The sequence below is a fragment of the Clostridioides sp. GD02377 genome, from assembly GCF_045899875.1.
Taxonomy (GTDB): Bacteria; Bacillota; Clostridia; order Peptostreptococcales; family Peptostreptococcaceae; genus Clostridioides; species Clostridioides difficile_A.
The window spans coordinates 14,099-33,603 of record NZ_JBJODA010000029.1 but is presented as its reverse complement, the minus strand read 5'-3'; the positions used below and the strand labels follow the sequence as shown (position 1 = coordinate 33,603).

Below are 19,505 nucleotides of genomic sequence, written 5' to 3'. Positions count from 1 at the left end.
TCATTAACAGAACTTATAAGTATATCTATTCCTACCTTAGCTACAAATATAGCCACTACAACTGATGCAATTGGGTCTAAAGGCTTAAAACCTAAAATAGAACCTCCTATCCCTATAAAAGCAGCTACTGAAGATAATGCATCTGACCTATGATGCCAAGCATCAGCTTTTAAGGCTGGAGAATTTATCTTTTTAGCAACTTTTATTGTTATTCTATATTGATACTCTTTTATCAAGATTGAAATAACTGATACAACTAATGGTAATATTGATGGAACACTTAGTGCATCTAAGTTAAATAAAGATTTAATTGCCTCTATACCTATTGTTATAGAAACAAATATAAGTAATATTGATAATACGAATGATACCAATGTTTCTGCTTTCTCATGCCCATAATTATGTTCTCTATCTCCTGGTCTAGAAGATACATAATTACCTATTAATACTCCTATTGAACTTATGATATCTGATGCTGAATGTAAACCATCTGCAATCATTGCACTAGAGTTACCAATAACCCCAGCTATCATCTTAATTATTGTTAATGCTATATTCCAAAGTATTGATTGTATAGTTATTTTATTTGCTTCCTCATACCTTGTTTCCATTTTTATTCCTCCTTCTAAAACGACTCTAATATTATATCAAAAACATACATCTGGATATAAATTAAACTTACTATTACATGCAAATGTATACTCTTTACTTTCAATAGAGATTATCAATCTTCTATAAAATGAAAAATCACCTAGCTTAAGCTAGGCGATATATATTATACACTATTATTTAAATTTATGCTTCTTTTATTATCTCTACTACCATTTTAGCAGAATCATATAAATCTTTTATAGCTATATGTTCGCTTAATGTATGAGCATTTTTCATACCTATTCCTAAAGTTATAGCTTCGATACCATTTTTACTTAATATATTTGTATCACTACCTCCTCCTGTAGATTCAGTATGACCTTCTATACCTAAGTTTGAAAAAGCTTTCTTTGCAAGTTTTATTATTTCAGAATCCTCACTAACATCAATTGGAGTATATGCTCTGTTTACATCTATTTCAATTTGAGCTCCAAAATCTTTGGCAGCTTTTTCAAAAGTATCTACCATATGTTTAGTTTGAACATCCAATTTATCTTCTTTTAAACTTCTAGCTTCTGCAACTATATTAACTTCACCTGTTACTATGTTTGTAGCTGTTCCGCCGTTTATAATTCCTATGTTAGCAGTTGTTTCTTCATCTATTCTAAGTAAATTCATATTTTCTATTGCTCTAGCTGCTACCATTATAGCACTTATACCAGCTTCAGGCTCAAGACCTGCATGAGCAGTCTTTCCTAATATCTTAACATTTATTACATCTTGTGCAGGAGCTTTTACTATTATTTCTCCAGGAGAACCTCCACTATCTAATACAAAAGCATATTTAGAATCTATTTTTCCATAGTCTAAATTTTTAGCACCAACTAATCCACATTCTTCACATATAGAGAATACAACTTGTATATCAGTATGTTCTATGTTATTTTCCTTTATATATCTTAAGCCTTCTAATATAGCTGCTATACCTGCTTTATCATCAGAACCTAATATTGTAGTACCATCACTTTTTATTATTCCATTTGCTTCATCCACTATAGGTTTTACTCCTATACCTGGAGTTACTGTGTCCATATGTGAACTAAATAATATTTTCTTACCTTCTTTGTTTCCTTTTAATGTAGCTATTATATTGCCAGTTTCTCCATTTGTTTTTTCACCAGCATTATCTACTGCAACTGAACAACCTATTTCTTCTAATTTTTTAACTAATACTTTAGCAACATTCCCCTCTTTTAAAGATAAACTGTCTATCTGTATTAATTCAAGGAACTCGTTTAAAATTCTTTGCTCGTTTATCATAATTTTCCTCCATAATATAATAGGTATTTCAACATATATTGTAGTGTAATATTTAAATATTATCAATAGTTTTTAAGTTTTTATATTACTTTCATTAATTTATTTTAGTAAAATGAAAGTTAAAGCTAAATTCTTGCATTTTCATTATTTCTATCTGACTATATTTCTTTGTCTAGAATCTATAAAACATAACCAGTATCCTAAACTATTTGTTCTATTGTCACAAGCTTGGTATCTTAAGAATCCTGTACTTCCATTGTCTGGCTGTTCACTTCTATTTCCCGGAATAGCATATATATAATGTTTTCTTTTATTATATTCATCATATTGAACTCCAAATAAGTAATGTCTATATTTATATGAATTTAATACTGCATCACTATACATCGTATAATTCAACACATTTAAATATCCTAAATGTGGCATTGTATATCCACATAGAGTTGTAGGGTTTATCTCTATTTTCCACCATCTTGTCTTATCTATATAATCTGTCGCAAAAGGTTTTACTTCTCTAAAAAGTTTCAAACCTTTCTTTATTTGTCTAGGCATAAGTAATGTTCCAGCTTGTTTATTTCCACTATCTCCTTGACTTATTCCATTAGCTCTTTTTATTTTTTCAATATTATTTAACTCTTTTTGAGCTTTCTTTGATTTAGTAGGTTTTGAAGAAACGATAGCTTCTTCTTCTCTACTTATTTCAAAATCTTCTTCATCATCTTCGTCATATTCCTCATCATACTCCATATCTCTATATTCTTCTTGTGCTTTAACCTTATTATAATTTTCTATTTCCTTATAGTTATTAAATTCTTCTATTTCCTCATCACTAGAATCTTCTATATCCGTTCTTGCTTTTAACTCTCCCTCTTCAACATCTTCATCATCTTCCCAATAATCTTCATACTCATCTTCATCATATTCTTCTATAATATATTCTTCATCGTCATTCCCTTCTTCTCTATCACTCTCTTCCTCAGCGTCTAACTCTTCATATTCTTCGTCTTCTTCCAATTCTTCATATTCTTCTTCATATTCTTCTTCTATCTCTTGGAATAATATGTCCTCATAATTTTCAATCTTATTTCCTTTAAATCCAATTAAAGGTATATTTCTTTCATACAATAACGCAATACCTTTTATCTCATCATCGTAATCTTCTAAATCTAAAACAAATTCACCTCTTCCTTGTTCATTTAAAATTATATTTCCTAAGTCTATCAATCCATGGTCACCTTTTATTGCCACTGCTTTATACCCATCTTTAACATATTTTAGATTTTCTACATATAATGCAATAATTGCTTTTTCATCATTTACTTCAACTTTTGCAAAAGCTTTTGGCAGTACTCGTTCTTTGTATCTAAAGTTTATGTCTTTAGCTTCTAGTATTATATAGTCTCTTTTAAACTTTCTTTTAGAACCCACTGCAATCCCCCCTTAACACAGTTTCTCTAAACAATATATGTTGATAAAATAAAAAAAAGTACCTTCTATTTAGAAGATACTTTTGTATTTATTATATTTGAAAGAACTGCAAACTCTTCTATACTAAGAGTTTCGCCCCTTCTTTTTTCGTCTATATTAGCTTCTTTTAATATTTCTCTTATTTCATCTTTATTAAGAAAACCAAGTCCTCCCAACGAATTGAGAAGAGTTTTTCTTCTTTGTCCAAAAGATGCTTTTACTGTTTTAAAAAATAGTTCTTCATTATGAACATTATATTTTTTTTCAGCTCTTACATGTAGACCTATAACTGTAGAATCTACATTTGGTTGTGGTATAAACATATGTCTTGGAGCTTTTGCTACAATCTCTGTTTCACAATAATATTGAACAGCTATAGATAATGCTCCATAATCTTTAGTGCTTGGCATAGCATTCATTCTATCTGCAACTTCTTTTTGAACCATGACCACTATATCTGTTACAGGTATATCTTCTTCTAAAAACTTCATAACTATTGGGGTAGTTATATAGTATGGGAGGTTTGCCACAAGCTTAACTGGCCCACCATTTAATTTATCTTTTATTAGTTCTTGTATATCTACTTTTAATATATCTTTGTTTACTACTTCTGTGTTATCTAAATCTGACAATGTGTCTTTCAGTATAGGGATTAAATTCCTGTCAATTTCTATAGCTACTACTTTTTGTGCTACTTTACCCATTTCACGAGTAAGTGTACCTATACCAGGCCCCACTTCTATTATATTATCGCCTTCTTTAATTCTAGCTCCAACCAGTATTTTATCAATTATATTACTATCTATCAAAAAATTCTGACCTAGAGACTTTGAAAATTTAAAATTATATTTTTGTACTACTTCTTTTGTTGCACTATGTGAAGATAGTCTATCCATTATTTACTCCTTTTAACTTATTTTAAGATTTAATTTTTTTAATTATACATATTCGTATGTATTTAAAATAAAGTATTTATTAGAAATATTTTATCTTAAATTAACCTGTGATTTTACATCCATTTTATATAATATTTTTCACATACTAAATATTACACTTAGAGCTGTTTTAATGCATCTATAAATTCTTCTCTTTCAACTCCATAATTATTCAATCTATTTAAAAATTGTTTCGCGTTTCCATATCCAATTCCAAGTATTTTGCCAAGTGTATCTCTTCTAAGTGATGCATCTTCATTGCCTATAAGACCATTTCTAATTAAATCAACTTGTTTAAATTCATTTCTTTTTTCTGTATTTTCAGTTCTGACTTTATTTAAAGCAGCTATTATACTTTTAGGAGTAGCATTTTCAATACCTATATCTCCATCTTTTTTAGCTTCTTCTCTTGGTAGAAATGCATGTTTACATCCTGGAACTTCTGATGCTATTTTTTTTCTTATTTTTTCACCTGCAAAGTCTGGGTCTGTAAATATTATAACACCACGTCTCTCATTAGCAGATTTTATACGCTCCATTACACCTTTTGGAAATCCAAATCCACCTGTAGTTATAAGTTCTGCATCTATTGCTCTCTTAACTGCTGTAACATCATCTCTACCCTCTACTACGATTATTTCTTTTATCATATAAATTCACCTTTTATTCATTTTTAGTTTTTCTTTACATCTCTTTATTTTAAAGTTTTTATTTGATTTAATCAAGGTACTAAACTATTTATTTTTATTTAAAAACATATCTTATAAAAAAATCATTTTTATTAGGTGAATATAAACTTTGTCTTTTATAGCCTTCTTTCCAAGTATCATTAAAGATATTCTTCTGCATATTCAATCTGTAAATATATTTTCTTAATATTCATTATATCCTTCTGTCAATAGAATATTTATATATAAAAAAGTGAACTCCATCTATTAGAATTCACCTTTTTATATTTGTAAATTATCATTTTATTTTGGTATAGTCTATTTTAAGTTACTTTACTACAAGTTTAACTATCTTTTTCTGTCTTTCCATCATATTTTGATACCCATTTATTTAGTATAGCTTCTCTATTTCTTGCTGACAATCTTAAATCATTATCTATCATTTGTTCTAATGGCTTTTTAGGGAACCCCTCTGGTATCGGATTTCCTGTATCAATTGTAGTAACAGCAAAATTCTTAGAATACTCATTCATTACATCCTTACTTATAGCCCAATCTAAAAATACTTTTGAAGCTTCTTTTATATTGTCTTTTTTTACAAGAGCATTTGATTCTAATTCCCAGCCAGAACCTTCTTTTGGAAATACAACCTGCACTGGATAACCTTCCTCTTTTAATTTTATACCTCTATTTCCAAAAGATATACCTATGGGATATTCCCCTGAAGCTGCTGATATAGCTGGAGCTGAGCCAGATTGAGTATATACACCAATGTTTTTATGTAATTTATCCATATATTCCCATGCTTTTTCTTCACCCATTATTTGTATGAATGCTGATACGGTTAAATATCCTGTTCCCGCAGAGGATGGATTAGGCATAGATATTAACCCTTTATACTCTGGTTTTGTTAAATCTTCATAAGAACTAGGAATTGGTATATTTTTACCTTTTAATTCTTTAGTATTTACTGTTATACCTGTCATCCAGGCATCTATTCCAACCCAAGAAGGAACTTCCTTATCATCTTTAAAAACAGGATTTATCTTATCAAGGTCTTTTGGAGCATATGGTTCTAACATTCCTTGCTCATCTAAAATTATCAAACTTGTAGCTGCAACACCCCATAATACATCTGCCTGAGGATTATCTTTTTCAGCAAGTAGTCTTGCTGTTATGTCTCCTACTGATGCTCTAAAAACATTCAACTTAACATCTGGATATTTTTCTTTAAACGTAGTTAAATATGTATCTATACTATCTTCTTCAATTGCCGTATAAACCGTTAATTCTCCCTTTGACTTATTATCAGACTTCGAATTTGATGAAGCATCACTGCACCCCGTTATTATACTCAATAAAAGTGTTGATAATACTCCTAAAGAAACTAGCTTCTTAAATTTCATTTTTGCCTCCCCTAAGCAACATCTTTTTGTTGCCATTTTTGTGTGTTATTTCTTAATTTTTTTGTTACAACTTCGTATAAAAGTCTTACTACTATATTTGTTAAAAGCACTAATACTGCCATAGCAGCTGATGGCCCTATATATCCTATTTCATCTAACTTTAGTATTGATATTGATGCTGTCTGAGTCTGAGGAGCATATAAAAATATTAATGCTGAAACAGTAACCATTGAATTCATAAAATAATATACTGCTATTTCAAGTATTGATGTTATAGACATTGGAATGGTCACATTAAAGAATACTTTGTAAAATGGTATATTTATAGATTTTGCAACTAGTTCATATTCTTTATCCAACATCTTTAAAGATGAATTTGAAGTTATAAAACACACTGAATAGAAATGAACTATATTTGCTATAACTAATATCGTTGTACTTCCATACAGAAAGTTTAATGGGTTATTTGATGAGTTAAAAAAAGTTATGTATGATATACCTAAAGCTAAACCAGGTAATGCCATAGGTATCATTGATAAAAAATAAGCTGCTTGTCTTAACTTAGGAAATTTATCTACCTTTTCTATCATATATGAACTAAAAAATACAAATATAGTTCCAAATATTGCTGTCAATGTTGATATTTTTAAACTACTTAAATAAGTTTTTATCCCATTTCCTGACATTCCTTTAAATCTATAATGCTCCATTGTAAAACTTAAATTATATGGCCATAGCTTTATAACTGAACCTATAACTGAAACGAATATCAAAATAAATATTAATAAAGTTATAAAACTACATGCTATTAAAAACATTCTATCTCTAAGCTTATTTTCTTTAATTTTATATGGCATAGATTTTGCAGTTATAGTCATTCCTTGCTTTTTACTTGCCATCTTGTCTAATGTAAAAGCTATCAATACAGGAATCAACATTACCATAGAAACAGTTGCTCCCATTGGTATGTTAAATTGCCCTACTACTTGTTTATATATGTCAGTAGCCAACACATTATAGTTTCCTCCAACTATCTTTGCTGCCCCAAAATCTGTAAATGCAAGTATAAAGGATACAAAGAATGAACTCATTAGTGAATACTTTATACCTGGAATTGTAATTTTACAGAACTTCTTAAATTCACTAGCCCCCAAACTATCTGCTGCTTCGTAAAGTCTATAATCTGCCATTGAAAGTGCAACAGATAATATTAAGAATGCTTGTGGAAATGTAAATAGTATTTGAGAAATGATTATTCCTAATGGACCATATAATTGTACCTCAAGTCCCATAATTGTAAAAATTCCTTTATTTCCAAAAAGGTATATAAGCGAGATACCATATAGCATAGCTGGTGCAAAAAGTGGAAACATCCCCATTGTTTTAAAAAAGTTCTTAAACTTTATATTTGTTCTCGTTATTGCATACGAATATATAAATGCTAAACATAATGATATTAAAGATGAAACTGTAGATACAAAAATTGAGTTTTTAAATGATGCTATAAGACTTGGATTTTCAATATACTTACTAAAGTTTGAAAATCCTATAAAATTTCCGCTTATATCTAAAAATACATTTTTTAATAACGATACTAATGGAAATAATATAAAAACTGCCAATACACTTACAGAAAAAATTAAAGCATATTTTTGTATAATACTATCACTTATTTTTCTTTTGTTTTTTACTGTTATCATTTATTCACCTCTAGCTATTAAGCACATCCCTCTGATTTATATTCTATTATTCCTTCTGTAGGTATCTTAAAGTTTATCTTAGAACCTATGCACAGATTCATTTGTTCCATAACTTTTGAAACTACATCTATTTTTATTTGCTTAAAACAATGTTCAACTGTAATTCTATAATTAAATCCTCTAAATTCAATATCCAAAATCTCACCAATTTTTACATCCTTATCTTTAGAGTCCTCATTAAACTCTACTTTTATATCTTCTGGTCTAATAGCTATTTTATTAATGCCATCATCCATAAAATTTATTGTTCCTATAAAGTCAGCTACAAAAGGTGTGTTAGGATTTTTATACACTTCTTTTGGTGTTCCAATCTGTATTATTTCTCCACTATTCATAACCACCATCTTGTCAGCCAAACAAAGCGCTTCTTCTTGGTCATGAGTTACCATTATAGTTGTAATTCCTAGCTTTCTATGTAGACTTCTAATCTGCTCTCTTAGTTTCAACCTTACTTTTGCATCTAATGCAGATAATGGTTCATCAAGAAGTAAAAAGTCTGGTTCTAAAGCAATTGCACGAGCTAATGCTACTCTTTGTTGCTGTCCACCAGATAATTGTGATGGATATTTTTTTTCATATCCACTCAATTCTACAACTTCTAGGACTTCTTTAACCTTTTTCTTTATATCAGATTTACTTATATTTTTATTTTCTAATCCAAAAGCTATGTTTTTGTAAACATTCATATTTGGAAATAGTGCATATGACTGAAAAACTATACCAAAATTTCTGCTTTCAGGTGGCAAATTAGTCATATCCTTATCATTTATTATTATTTTTCCATCATGTTTATCCTCAAGACCTGCAATTATTCTAAGCAATGTACTTTTACCACAACCACTTGGACCTAGTAAACAGATAAACTCTCCTTTTTCAATATCAATAGCTATATCTTTTAGCACTTTTACTTTTCCATAATTTTTACTTATATTTTTTATTTGTAAAAAAGACATTTATAACCCTCCACTTGAACTTAAATAAGTCTCTATATTTAAACTCTTACTCTCAAGTTAATACTTACCTAAAAGCAATCCACCTTTTATTTGCCTTATTTATATTCTCTTTTATCATATATTCTAGAATTACTTAACTTAAAACTTATATACCTATTTTAATAATCGGTTAATGATGTAATTACTTGATACATAATAGTTACGTTTTTGTCTTAATATTAAAAAATAACCTATTTTAATTTGCAATATTTCTGCTTCTAAATTAATACCAATAAATAGGTTGATTTGCTATAAGCTAGTACTTCAACATTTATAAATAAATATTGTGTTTTTGTTGGTTCTTAAGAATATCTTTTAAATTTTTTAACAACATTAAAAGAGCCTAGATATAAAATTTACATTCTAGGCTCTTTTTATTAGATTTTATTATTAAAATTTAACTCTCTTTTTCTGTTTTTCCATCATATTTTGATATCCATTTATTTAATATAGTTTCTCTATTTTTTGCTGCTGATTTTAAATCATTATCTATCATTTGTTCTAATGGCTTTTTAGGGAATCCTTCTGGAATTGGATTTCCTGTAGAAACTGTAGTAACGGCATAATTCTTAGAATACTCATTCATTGCATCCTTACTTATCGCCCAATCCAAAAATACTTTTGAAGCTTCTTTTATATCATCTTTTTTTACAAGCGCATTTGCTTCTATATCCCATCCAGAACCTTCTTTTGGAAATACAACTTCTACTGGATAGCCTTCCTCTTTTAGTTTTATACCTCTATATCCAAAAGATATACCTATAGGGTATTCTCCAGAAGCTGCTGATGTAGCTGGAGCTGAGCCAGATTGAGTATATACACCAATGTTTTTATGTAATTTATCCATATATTCCCATGCTTTTTCTTCACCCATTATTTGTATGAATGCTGATACGGTTAAATATCCTGTTCCCGCAGAGGATGGATTAGGCATAGATATTAACCCTTTATACTCTGGTTTTGTTAAATCTTCATAAGAACTAGGAATTGGTATATTTTTACCTTTTAATTCTTTAGTATTTACTGTTATACCTGTCATCCAGGCATCTATTCCAACCCAAGAAGGAACTTCCTTATCATCTTTAAAAACAGGATTTATCTTATCAAGGTCTTTTGGAGCATATGGTTCTAACATTCCTTGCTCATCTAAAATTATCAAGCTTGTAGCTGCAACTCCCCATACAACATCTGCTTGAGGATTATCTTTTTCAGCAAGTAGTCTAGCTGTTATATCTCCTGTTGATGCTCTAACGATATTTAATTTTATATCTGGATATTGTTTTTTAAATGTTGCCAGATATGGTTCTATACTATCTTCTTCAATTGCTGTATAAACTGTTAAATCCCCTTTTGTCTTACTATCAGTCTTTGAATCTGAACCTGATGAGGCATTACTACACCCAGTTATTACACTCAATAAAAGTGTTGATAATACTCCTAAAGAAACTAGCTTCTTAAATTTCATTTTTACCTCCCCTAAGCAACATCTTTTTGTTGCCATTTTTGTGTGTTATTTTTCAACTTCTTTGTGACAAATTCGTACAAAAGCCTTACTACTATATTTGTTAAAAGCACTAATACTGCCATAGCAGCCGATGGTTCTATATATCCTATCTCATCTAACTTTAGTATTGATATTGATGCAGTTTGAGTCTGAGGAGTATATAAAAATATTAATGCTGAAACAGTAACCATTGAATTTACAAAATAATATACTACTATTTCAAGTATTGATGTTATAGACATTGGAACTGTTATGTTAAAAAACACTTTATAAAATGGTATATTTATAGATTTTGCAACTAATTCATATTCTTTATCCAACATCTTTAAAGATGAATTTGAAGTTATAAAACATACTGAATAAAAATGAACTATATTTACTATAACTAGTATTGCTGTACTTCCATACAGAAAGTTTAATGGGTTATTTGATGAGTTAAAAAAAGTTATGTATGATATACCCAAAACTAATCCAGGCAATGCCATAGGTATCATCGATAAAAAATAAGCTGCTTGTCTTAACTTAGGAAATTTATCTACCTTTTCTATCATATATGCACTAAAGAATACAAATATAGTTCCAAATATTGCTGTCAATGTTGATATTTTTAAACTACTTAAATAAGTTTTTATCCCACTTCCCAAGATACCTTTAAATGCATAATGTTCCATTGTAAAACTTAAATTATATGGCCATAGCTTTATAACTGAACCTACAACTGAAACGAATATCAAAATAAAGATTAATAAAGTTATAAAACTACATGCTATTAAAAACATTCTATCTCTAAGCTTGTTTTCCTTAATTTTATATGGCATAGATTTTGCAGTTATAGTCATTCCTTGCTTTTTACTTGCCATCTTGTCTAATGTAAAAGCTATCAATACAGGAATCAACATTACCATAGAAACAGTTGCCCCCATTGGTATGTTAAATTGTCCTACTACTTGTTTATATATGTCAGTAGCCAACACATTATAGTTTCCTCCAACTACCTTTGCTGCCCCAAAATCTGTAAATGCAAGTATAAAAGATACAAAGAATGAACTCACTAGCGAGTACTTTATACCTGGAATTGTAATTTTACAGAATTTCTTAAATTCACTAGCCCCCAAGCTATCCGCCGCTTCATAAAGTCTATAATCTGCCATTGAGAGTGCAACAGATAATATTAAGAATGCTTGTGGAAATGTAAATAGTATCTGAGAAATGATTATTCCTAATGGACCATATAATTGTACTTCAAACCCCATTGCGGTAAAGATTCCTTTATTTCCAAAAAGGTATATAAGTGAGATACCATATAACATGGTTGGTGCAAAAAGTGGAAACATCCCCATTGTTTTAAAAAAGTTCTTAAACTTTATATTTGTTCTCGTTATTGCATACGAATATATAAATGCTAAACATAATGATATTAAAGATGAAACTGTAGATACAAAAATTGAGTTTTTAAATGATGCTATAAGACTTGGGTTTTCAATATACTTACTAAAGTTTGAAAATCCTATAAAATTTCCGTTTGTATCTAAGAATGCATTTTTTAATAATGATACTAATGGAAACAATATAAATATTATTAGTAAAACTACTGAAAAAACTAAAAAACATTTTTGTATCGTGCTATCACCTATTCTTCTTTTGTTTTTTACTGTTATCATTTATTCACCTCTAGCTATTAAGCACATCCCTCTGATTTATACTCTACGATTCCTTCTTTAGGTATCTTAAAGCTTATTTTAGAACCTATACATAGTTTCATCTGTTCAGCAACTTTTGAAACTACATCTAACTTCATTTGCTTAGAACAATATTCAACTGTAATTCTATAATTAAATCCTCTAAATTCAATATCCAAAATCTCACCAATTTTTATATCCTTATCTTTAGAGTCCTTATTAAACTCTACTTTTATATCTTCTGGTCTAATAGCTATTTTATTAATACCATCATCTATAAAATTTATTGTTCCTATAAAATCAGCTACAAAAGGTGTGTTAGGATTTTTATACACTTCTTTTGGTGTTCCAACCTGTATTATTTCTCCACTATTCATAACCACCATTTTGTCAGCCAAACAAAGCGCTTCTTCTTGGTCATGAGTTACCATTATAGTTGTGATTCCTAGCTTTCTATGTAGACTTCTAATCTGCTCTCTTAGTTTCAATCTTACTTTTGCATCTAATGCAGATAATGGTTCATCAAGAAGTAAAAAGTCTGGTTCTAAAGCAATTGCACGAGCTAATGCTACTCTTTGTTGCTGTCCTCCAGATAATTGCGATGGATATTTTTTCTCATATCCACTCAATTCTACAACTTCTAGCACTTCTTTAACCTTCTTATCGATGTTAGATTTACTTATATTTTTATTTTCTAATCCAAAAGCTATATTTTTGTAAACATTCATGTTTGGAAATAATGCATATGACTGAAAAACTATACCAAAATTTCTGCTTTCAGGTGGCGAATTAGTCATATCCTTATCATTTATTATTATTTTTCCATCATGCTTATCCTCAAGACCTGCAATTATTCTAAGCAATGTACTTTTACCACAACCACTTGGACCTAATAAACAGATAAACTCTCCTTTTTCAATATCAATAGATATATCTTTTAACACTTTGACTTGTCCATAACTTTTACTTATATTTTTTACTTGTAAAAAAGACATTTATAAAACCCCTCCTAAAGCCAACCTAAACTTAAATAAGTCTTCTCTATTTAAGCTCTTGCTTCCAAGTTCATAGTTATGCTGAGAATAATCTCCATGGTAATCTGAACCTCCTGTAACTACCAAGTTGTACTTCTTAGCATAAAAAAGTGACTCTTTTTCTAATTCTTTATTGTGTGAAGGATGATATACTTCTATACCATCTAATCCTACTTTTACCATATCTTCAATAGCACTGAAATTATCCATTTGACCAGGATGAGCTAATACACAAATTCCACCAGAACTCTTTATAGCTTTTATTGCATCTCTATAATCCACATACTTTAAGGATACATATGCCTTGCCATTTCCTCTATGAAACAATTCTTTATATAGACTAGAATATATATTATCTGTATATCCTTTATCTATGAGAGCTTTCATTATATGCTGTTTAAATATTCCAGTCCTTGATGAGTATTTCTTTACATCTTCTAGCGATATTTTGTACCCTAAATCCATAATTTTATTTACCATCTTAACAGATGCTTTATGTCTATCACATACCATTGGATTACATAAGTTTTTTATTTCTTGACTGTCTAAATCTATGTTATACCCTAGAATATGAACTCTTTTTCTATTTTTATAATCATAAGCTGAGATTTCTATCCCTGGTATTATTGTCACTCCATAATGTTCTCCAAGTACAAGAGCTTCATCTAATCCAGATAAAGTATCATGATTTGTTATTGCTAGTACATTTATATTCTTTTCTGATGCTTTTTTTATTATTTCTTCTGTAGTTAAATTATTATCTGATATACTTGTATGACAATGTAAATCCGTTAACAATATTTATACCTCCCTTTTATAAACTGTATTTCCATTTACAATAGTATTTACAATCTTTGGATACTCACTATCAATATCTAACAAAACTAAATCGGCTTTTTTATTTTCTTTTATGCTACCTCTTTCATCATATATGCCTACTGCTTTAGCTGGATTTGAAGTAAATAAATTGACTGCTTTATTTAAATTGTTAGTTTTTTCTGCAACTATACACATAGATTTTATCATAGCTGATGGAAGATAATCTGAACAAACAATATCACAACAATCTTCCAATATAGCATCCATTGCTTTTAAGTTGTTATTATGAGATTTTCCCCTTACAATATTAGGTGCTCCTAAACAAGTTAAGACTCCTAGCTTCTTTGAATGTTTTGCAACCTCAAGAGTTATAGGAAATTCAGATACATTGACGCCTATATTTTTTATAAAATCTACCTTTTCTAACGTATCATCATCATGTGAAGCAATATTTATGTTTTTATTTTTTGCTTTTCCTATAACATTAGCTATTTTATTCCAATCCAAATTATCATGTAAATCTACTAAACCATTTAGCCATGTATCAACATAATTTTCTGTAACTCCCCATACTTTAGTAGCATACTCTCTATAAAATGCTGGATTTGTATATTGACCTTGGCCTGGAGAATGGTCCATTATTGATAAATAGTCTATTTTATTTTGTTCCAATAATTCTGAAACCTTATCTAAACCTTCATGATATAATACTTCATATCTTAAATGTACTTTATGATTTATACTCTTACTATCTATGTTTTTATATGAATCGATATTTTCAATCATCTTTAAAGAATTATCAATACTTCTAACTCCTACTCCATCTCCTAAAGATATAGAATGATAAACTGTAGTTATTCCATTTGCAGGTAGTTTTTTATCAAGCTCATAAAATGCCATATTAAATGGTAATAATGTACTTGGTCTTGGCTCTATTTCCTTTTCAATGGCATCACTATGAATATCTATAATACCAGGTATGACATATAAGTTTTTTGCATCTATTATTTCATCTATCTCATTAAAATCAAATGCATAATCAATCTTATCATTTGATACTTTTTTTATTGTATCTCCTTCTATAATTAAATGAGCATTTTCAAGTATTATATCCTCTAATACAATATTTGCATTATGAATTAGTTTTATCATCTAGGCTACCCCACTTTCACTCATAGTCCCTTTTGCCATAGTAAATGTCTTATCTATAACAGTTTCCATAAATTCTATGTCATGGAAAATTCCTATCATTGTAGTTCCTTGACTTTTAAGTTCCAACATTTTTTCTTTTACATATATTTTAGATTGATTATCAAGTGATGCAGTTGGTTCATCAAGTAACAAGAGTCTAGGCTTTTTAACCATTGCTTGAGCAAGATTTAATCTTAGCTTTTCTCCACCAGAGAAATTATTTGGATAAGCATCCCATAAATTTTCCTTTATTTCAAATTGATTGAGTATATCCTTTGCCATGTCATATGCACAAATCTTTTCAAATCCGCTCTCAATTAATGAATGTACTACTAGTTCAATTGCAGTTATACGTGGCAGTGTCTTTAAAAACTGTGATACATACCCTATTTCCTTTTTTCTAAGGTTTATCATTTCTCTGTCCCCAATTTTAGCTAAATCTACATTTCCATATATTTCTGAGTTAAATATTATTTCTCCAGTTGTTGGTATGTATGTTTTATAAATACTTTTTAATATAGTTGACTTACCTGCTCCAGATTTACCTATTATTCCTAAGAACTCCCCTTTTAAAACTTCAAAATTTATATTATTACATGCTTTTATAGTCTTGTTTAATACGTGTAGTTCAAAATCTTTACTAAAATTATTTACCTTAAGTATAGTTTCTTTCATTTTATTTAAAGCCCCCATTTTACTTATTTACAAACAATATTTATAACAGTGAATTTATAAGTTGCTGAGTGTATGGGTGTTGTGGGTCTTCCATTATTTGGTCTGTAAGACCAGACTCAATCACACTTCCATTTTTCATTACAATTGTTCTATCTGCAAGCATCTTGATAACATCAAAGTCATGAGATACAACTACCATAGAAATCTTTAATTCTCTTTGAATTTCTCTTATTAAATCCAACACTTCTGCTTGTACAGATACATCTAAACCTGTTGTAACTTCATCTAGTAACAATATTGGAGGATTATTTGAAAGAGCTTTTGCTATTTGAACTCTCTGTTGCATTCCTCCACTAAAATATTTTGGTTTATGGTCTATTCTCTCTACAGGTATATTAGTTTTTATTAGAAGTTCTTTGGCTCTATCTCTTATTTTTTCAACATTATACAAGTTTGCCATTAATAATTTTTCTGCTATATTGCCACCACTGCTAAAGTCCAAATTTAAACCAAGATGAGGATTTTGATACACAATACCCATAAAGTGATTCTTTATATATCTCTTTTTCTGGTCTGAAAGCTCTAATATATTTTCATCTTTATTGTAATGTGATATATATACTTCTCCACTATTTGCATGTTCTTGAAAAAACAGTATCTTTAACAATGTACTTTTTCCTGAGCCAGATTCACCTACAATCCCAAGGACTTCTCCTTCATAAAGTTCCAGACTTACATTATTACATGCGACTATAGAACCACAATATTTACATATATTATTGCTTTCATATCCTGTACTTTCAAAACACTTCTCACATCCATCTCCATAAATAAGATTGATATTTCTTCCTATTAATACTTGTTTGTCTATGTTTTCTATTCTTTTCGTTTTATTTATATTACTCATTCCAAGCACCTCCGATTGTCACATCTACACCGTTATTTCTTAACCTAACTTTTTCACAATAACTTGTATCTGAGCAACTATAGTACTTTTCATTGGTGCCACTATCGTATACTTCATCCAAAAATGTATTTGTACTTTTACATAAACTACAATGCTTTCCTTCAAATTTTTCCTCTTCAAATTTGTAATCTTCAAATTCTAAAGGTTCCACTTTTGTGTATGGAGGAATTGCGTATATCCTTTTTTCTCTCCCTGCTCCAAATAAGAATAAATTATCTGACATGTTTAATTTTTTTATGTCAAACCTTGGTATTGGAGATGGATTCATTAAATATCTATCATTTACTTTACATGGGTATTCAGCGGCTATTGATATATCATCAAATCTTACTATATCTTCATAAAGATATACCCACATCCTACTGTAATCTTCTTCTGAATGCATTCTTCTTGTTTCGACTTCACTAGGTTCCACTATTCTAAGTGTTTCTGGTATTGGTACTTGAAATATTAGTATTTGGTTAGATTTTAGTTTTTCTTCTGGTATTCTATGTCTTGTTTGAATCAGTGTAGCTTCTAACGTATCTTTTGTAGTTTCTACATTACTTACACCTGCAACGAAACTCCTTATATTACAAGCATTTGTAGAATCATCACTTCCCTGGTCAATTACTTTTACTACATCATTTTCACCAATTAATGATAGTGTTAATTGTAAACCTCCAGTGCCCCATCCCTTAGCTATAGGCAACTCTCTTGAACCAAAAGGAACTTGATAACCAGGTATTGATACTGCTTTTAATATCTTTCTTCTTATTTCCTTTTTTGTGTTTTCGTCTAAAAAACCATAGTTATATATCACCTAAACTTACCTCCATAAACTATTTTATTCTTTCTACATCCGCTTTAAAATCTACATAATGAGGAAGTTTAAAGTGAGATATAAATCCTAATGAATCTATTCCATCTATATGAAGTAATACAAATTCTTCATCTTGTGCTAGTTTTTCACTATTTGGTTCTAGAGATTTATCCAGTATAGCCATAGATATAGCCTTATTCTCATTGTTCCCCATACAAAGACCATATCCTAAAGACATTTTATTTTTATCTCCCAAATTATTTTTAGAATTTTCAGTCTTATTCTGTGACGCTTTGGATACTATTTCACATTCAGTAACCAACATATCGCCTATTGTTATTTGCTCATCTTCATAGATTGGATGTTTTATTTTTACAGATACATTACCTGTTCTAAGTTCACTTATATATGGATGTTCATCACCAAACCCTCTTACAATAGCATAAGCAAATCCTGATACTACTCCACTTTCACCTCTAGTTAAAGCCTGTAATTTTGCTGACCTAGAAACTGGAAATCTTAGACTATTCCTTGTAATATCATCTATCACTTCCTCTGATTTATCTGAACACACTTCTTCTTGCAATAAATTTTCTTCTCTAAATATATTAGATATCTTTGTAAACTTAGGGATTTCATCTACTTTTTCTAATTCATTTATAAAATTATTTTTAAATTCTCTATTCTTTTTCTCATCTTCTTCTAATAATTCTACATTTAGTATTCTATTCTCATAATCTCTTGTTGCTCCAAGGTATTGCCCTCCTGGTATGTCTTTAAATGTAGCTGATATTCTTCTCTTTATTCTCATTTCTTCTGTGTTTATAGGTTGTGAATATGTAACTCTAGGCATTGTTGACCTTAAAGCTCTTATATAAAAAGATGCTTCTAATATATCACCTTGAGCTTGTTTTATAGCTAAGGCAGATAATTCCTTATTGTATAAACTTCCTTCAGACATTACTTTGTCTACAGCATAAGACATCTGTTCCTTAATCTGCTTTACATCTATAGGTAAACTCTCTCCTTTTACTCTATAAAATTCAAGTATATTTTTAGCCTGTAATATAGCTTCTTCTCCACCTTTAACTGCTACATAAGCCATTGTTATAGTACCTCCCAACTTAATTTTGATGACCTTGGTATAAAAGCAAGTTCTCCCTTTTTATCTACTAAAATTAAATCTACTCCTATTGGATAATCTTTATTTATAGTAGACAACCTCTCTAGAAATTCTTTTTTAATGCCATGTAAATAGAGACTATTTTTAGATTTTATACCAGGACCACTTAAATCAAGCTTTATATACTTAGTTTGATAATCTATTGATAAATCATTTACTTGATGTATTATGGTAGCACTCTCATCAGGATATTCAAAAGAACCTATTCTAACTTCTAGTATATCTATTTCTGAATTAGTATCTAAAAATATATAATCTGACCTTTTATAATCTGCTTGATTTGACATTGTAAGTGCTCTTATATTTTTTATATCTTCTTGTGTATGATTCTCTACATAGAAGGTAACTTCTTGGTCTAATAGAGTAATTGCTATACCAATTGCTCCATTTGATAGTTTTGTATTATTTTCTATATTTATATTATCTATATTATTTAATTTCCCAGGAAATGAAGCACTATCTAGCAGTTTTCTATATATTTCTTGTGTATAATTTACCATGACTCTCCTCCT

General features: G+C 29.3%; 18 protein-coding genes. All 18 read right to left on the bottom strand.

The genetic code is table 11. From position 1 onward, the window contains the following. Positions 1-611, bottom strand: a 611-nt coding sequence (locus Q3304_RS19215) for a cation diffusion facilitator family transporter (protein WP_407815243.1), incomplete at its 3' end; no start/stop codon positions are given. 184 nt (positions 612-795) lie between these two features. Continuing rightward, the gene (locus Q3304_RS19210) at positions 796-1,911 is read right to left on the bottom strand and encodes a M20/M25/M40 family metallo-hydrolase (RefSeq protein ID WP_054277753.1); all 1,116 of its coding nucleotides are present in this window, start codon (positions 1,909-1,911) and stop codon (positions 796-798) included. A 150-nt stretch (positions 1,912-2,061) separates the two neighbouring features. After that, positions 2,062-3,339, bottom strand: coding sequence for a hypothetical protein (locus Q3304_RS19205; RefSeq protein ID WP_407815242.1), 1,278 nt, complete (start codon positions 3,337-3,339; stop codon positions 2,062-2,064). 65 nt (positions 3,340-3,404) lie between these two features. Next, positions 3,405-4,274 (bottom strand): 16S rRNA (adenine(1518)-N(6)/adenine(1519)-N(6))-dimethyltransferase RsmA, encoded by an 870-nt coding sequence (gene rsmA, locus Q3304_RS19200; protein ID WP_407815241.1) that lies wholly within the window; start codon positions 4,272-4,274, stop codon positions 3,405-3,407. Between the two features lie 158 nt (positions 4,275-4,432). After that, on the bottom strand, positions 4,433-4,963 hold the full coding sequence (rnmV, locus tag Q3304_RS19195) for a ribonuclease M5 (RefSeq protein WP_054271959.1): 531 nt from the start codon (positions 4,961-4,963) through the stop codon (positions 4,433-4,435). Positions 4,964-5,325: 362 nt separating this feature from the next. Further along, on the bottom strand, positions 5,326-6,387 hold the full coding sequence (locus Q3304_RS19190; protein ID WP_407815465.1) for a putative 2-aminoethylphosphonate ABC transporter substrate-binding protein: 1,062 nt from the start codon (positions 6,385-6,387) through the stop codon (positions 5,326-5,328). Positions 6,388-6,398: 11 nt separating this feature from the next. Continuing rightward, on the bottom strand, positions 6,399-8,087 hold the full coding sequence (locus tag Q3304_RS19185; protein WP_407815464.1) for a putative 2-aminoethylphosphonate ABC transporter permease subunit: 1,689 nt from the start codon (positions 8,085-8,087) through the stop codon (positions 6,399-6,401). 17 nt (positions 8,088-8,104) lie between these two features. Beyond that, positions 8,105-9,100: an ABC transporter ATP-binding protein gene (locus Q3304_RS19180; RefSeq protein ID WP_407815321.1), complete on the bottom strand. Its 996-nt coding sequence runs from the start codon at positions 9,098-9,100 to the stop codon at positions 8,105-8,107. Positions 9,101-9,536: 436 nt separating this feature from the next. Continuing rightward, positions 9,537-10,604: a putative 2-aminoethylphosphonate ABC transporter substrate-binding protein gene (locus Q3304_RS19175; RefSeq protein WP_407815463.1), complete on the bottom strand. Its 1,068-nt coding sequence runs from the start codon at positions 10,602-10,604 to the stop codon at positions 9,537-9,539. Between the two features lie 11 nt (positions 10,605-10,615). Beyond that, positions 10,616-12,304: a putative 2-aminoethylphosphonate ABC transporter permease subunit gene (locus Q3304_RS19170; protein ID WP_407815462.1), complete on the bottom strand. Its 1,689-nt coding sequence runs from the start codon at positions 12,302-12,304 to the stop codon at positions 10,616-10,618. Between the two features lie 17 nt (positions 12,305-12,321). Beyond that, positions 12,322-13,317 (bottom strand): ABC transporter ATP-binding protein, encoded by a 996-nt coding sequence (locus Q3304_RS19165; protein WP_407815032.1) that lies wholly within the window; start codon positions 13,315-13,317, stop codon positions 12,322-12,324. Then, positions 13,318-14,154, bottom strand: a complete 837-nt coding sequence (locus tag Q3304_RS19160) for a PHP domain-containing protein (RefSeq protein WP_407815033.1) — start codon at positions 14,152-14,154, stop codon at positions 13,318-13,320. It abuts the gene before it with no gap. Positions 14,155-14,157: 3 nt separating this feature from the next. Further along, complete coding sequence (locus Q3304_RS19155; protein ID WP_054271964.1) at positions 14,158-15,327, bottom strand: alpha-D-ribose 1-methylphosphonate 5-triphosphate diphosphatase; 1,170 nt, start codon at positions 15,325-15,327, stop codon at positions 14,158-14,160. Beyond that, entirely contained in the window at positions 15,328-16,041 is a 714-nt protein-coding gene (locus tag Q3304_RS19150) for a phosphonate C-P lyase system protein PhnL (protein ID WP_407815034.1), read from the bottom strand. A gap of 40 nt (positions 16,042-16,081) precedes the next feature. Then, a complete protein-coding gene (locus Q3304_RS19145; protein WP_407815035.1) occupies positions 16,082-16,948 on the bottom strand; it encodes an ATP-binding cassette domain-containing protein in 867 nt (288 codons plus the stop codon). Beyond that, positions 16,941-17,810, bottom strand: coding sequence for an alpha-D-ribose 1-methylphosphonate 5-phosphate C-P-lyase PhnJ (locus tag Q3304_RS19140; RefSeq protein WP_407815036.1), 870 nt, complete (start codon positions 17,808-17,810; stop codon positions 16,941-16,943). The genes Q3304_RS19145 and Q3304_RS19140 overlap by 8 nt, the downstream gene beginning before the upstream one ends. Before the next feature lie 19 nt (positions 17,811-17,829). Beyond that, positions 17,830-18,915: a carbon-phosphorus lyase complex subunit PhnI gene (locus Q3304_RS19135; protein WP_054271968.1), complete on the bottom strand. Its 1,086-nt coding sequence runs from the start codon at positions 18,913-18,915 to the stop codon at positions 17,830-17,832. A 2-nt stretch (positions 18,916-18,917) separates the two neighbouring features. Then, on the bottom strand, positions 18,918-19,493 hold the full coding sequence (gene phnH / locus Q3304_RS19130; protein WP_054271969.1) for a phosphonate C-P lyase system protein PhnH: 576 nt from the start codon (positions 19,491-19,493) through the stop codon (positions 18,918-18,920). Between the last annotated feature and the right edge of the window lie 12 nt (positions 19,494-19,505).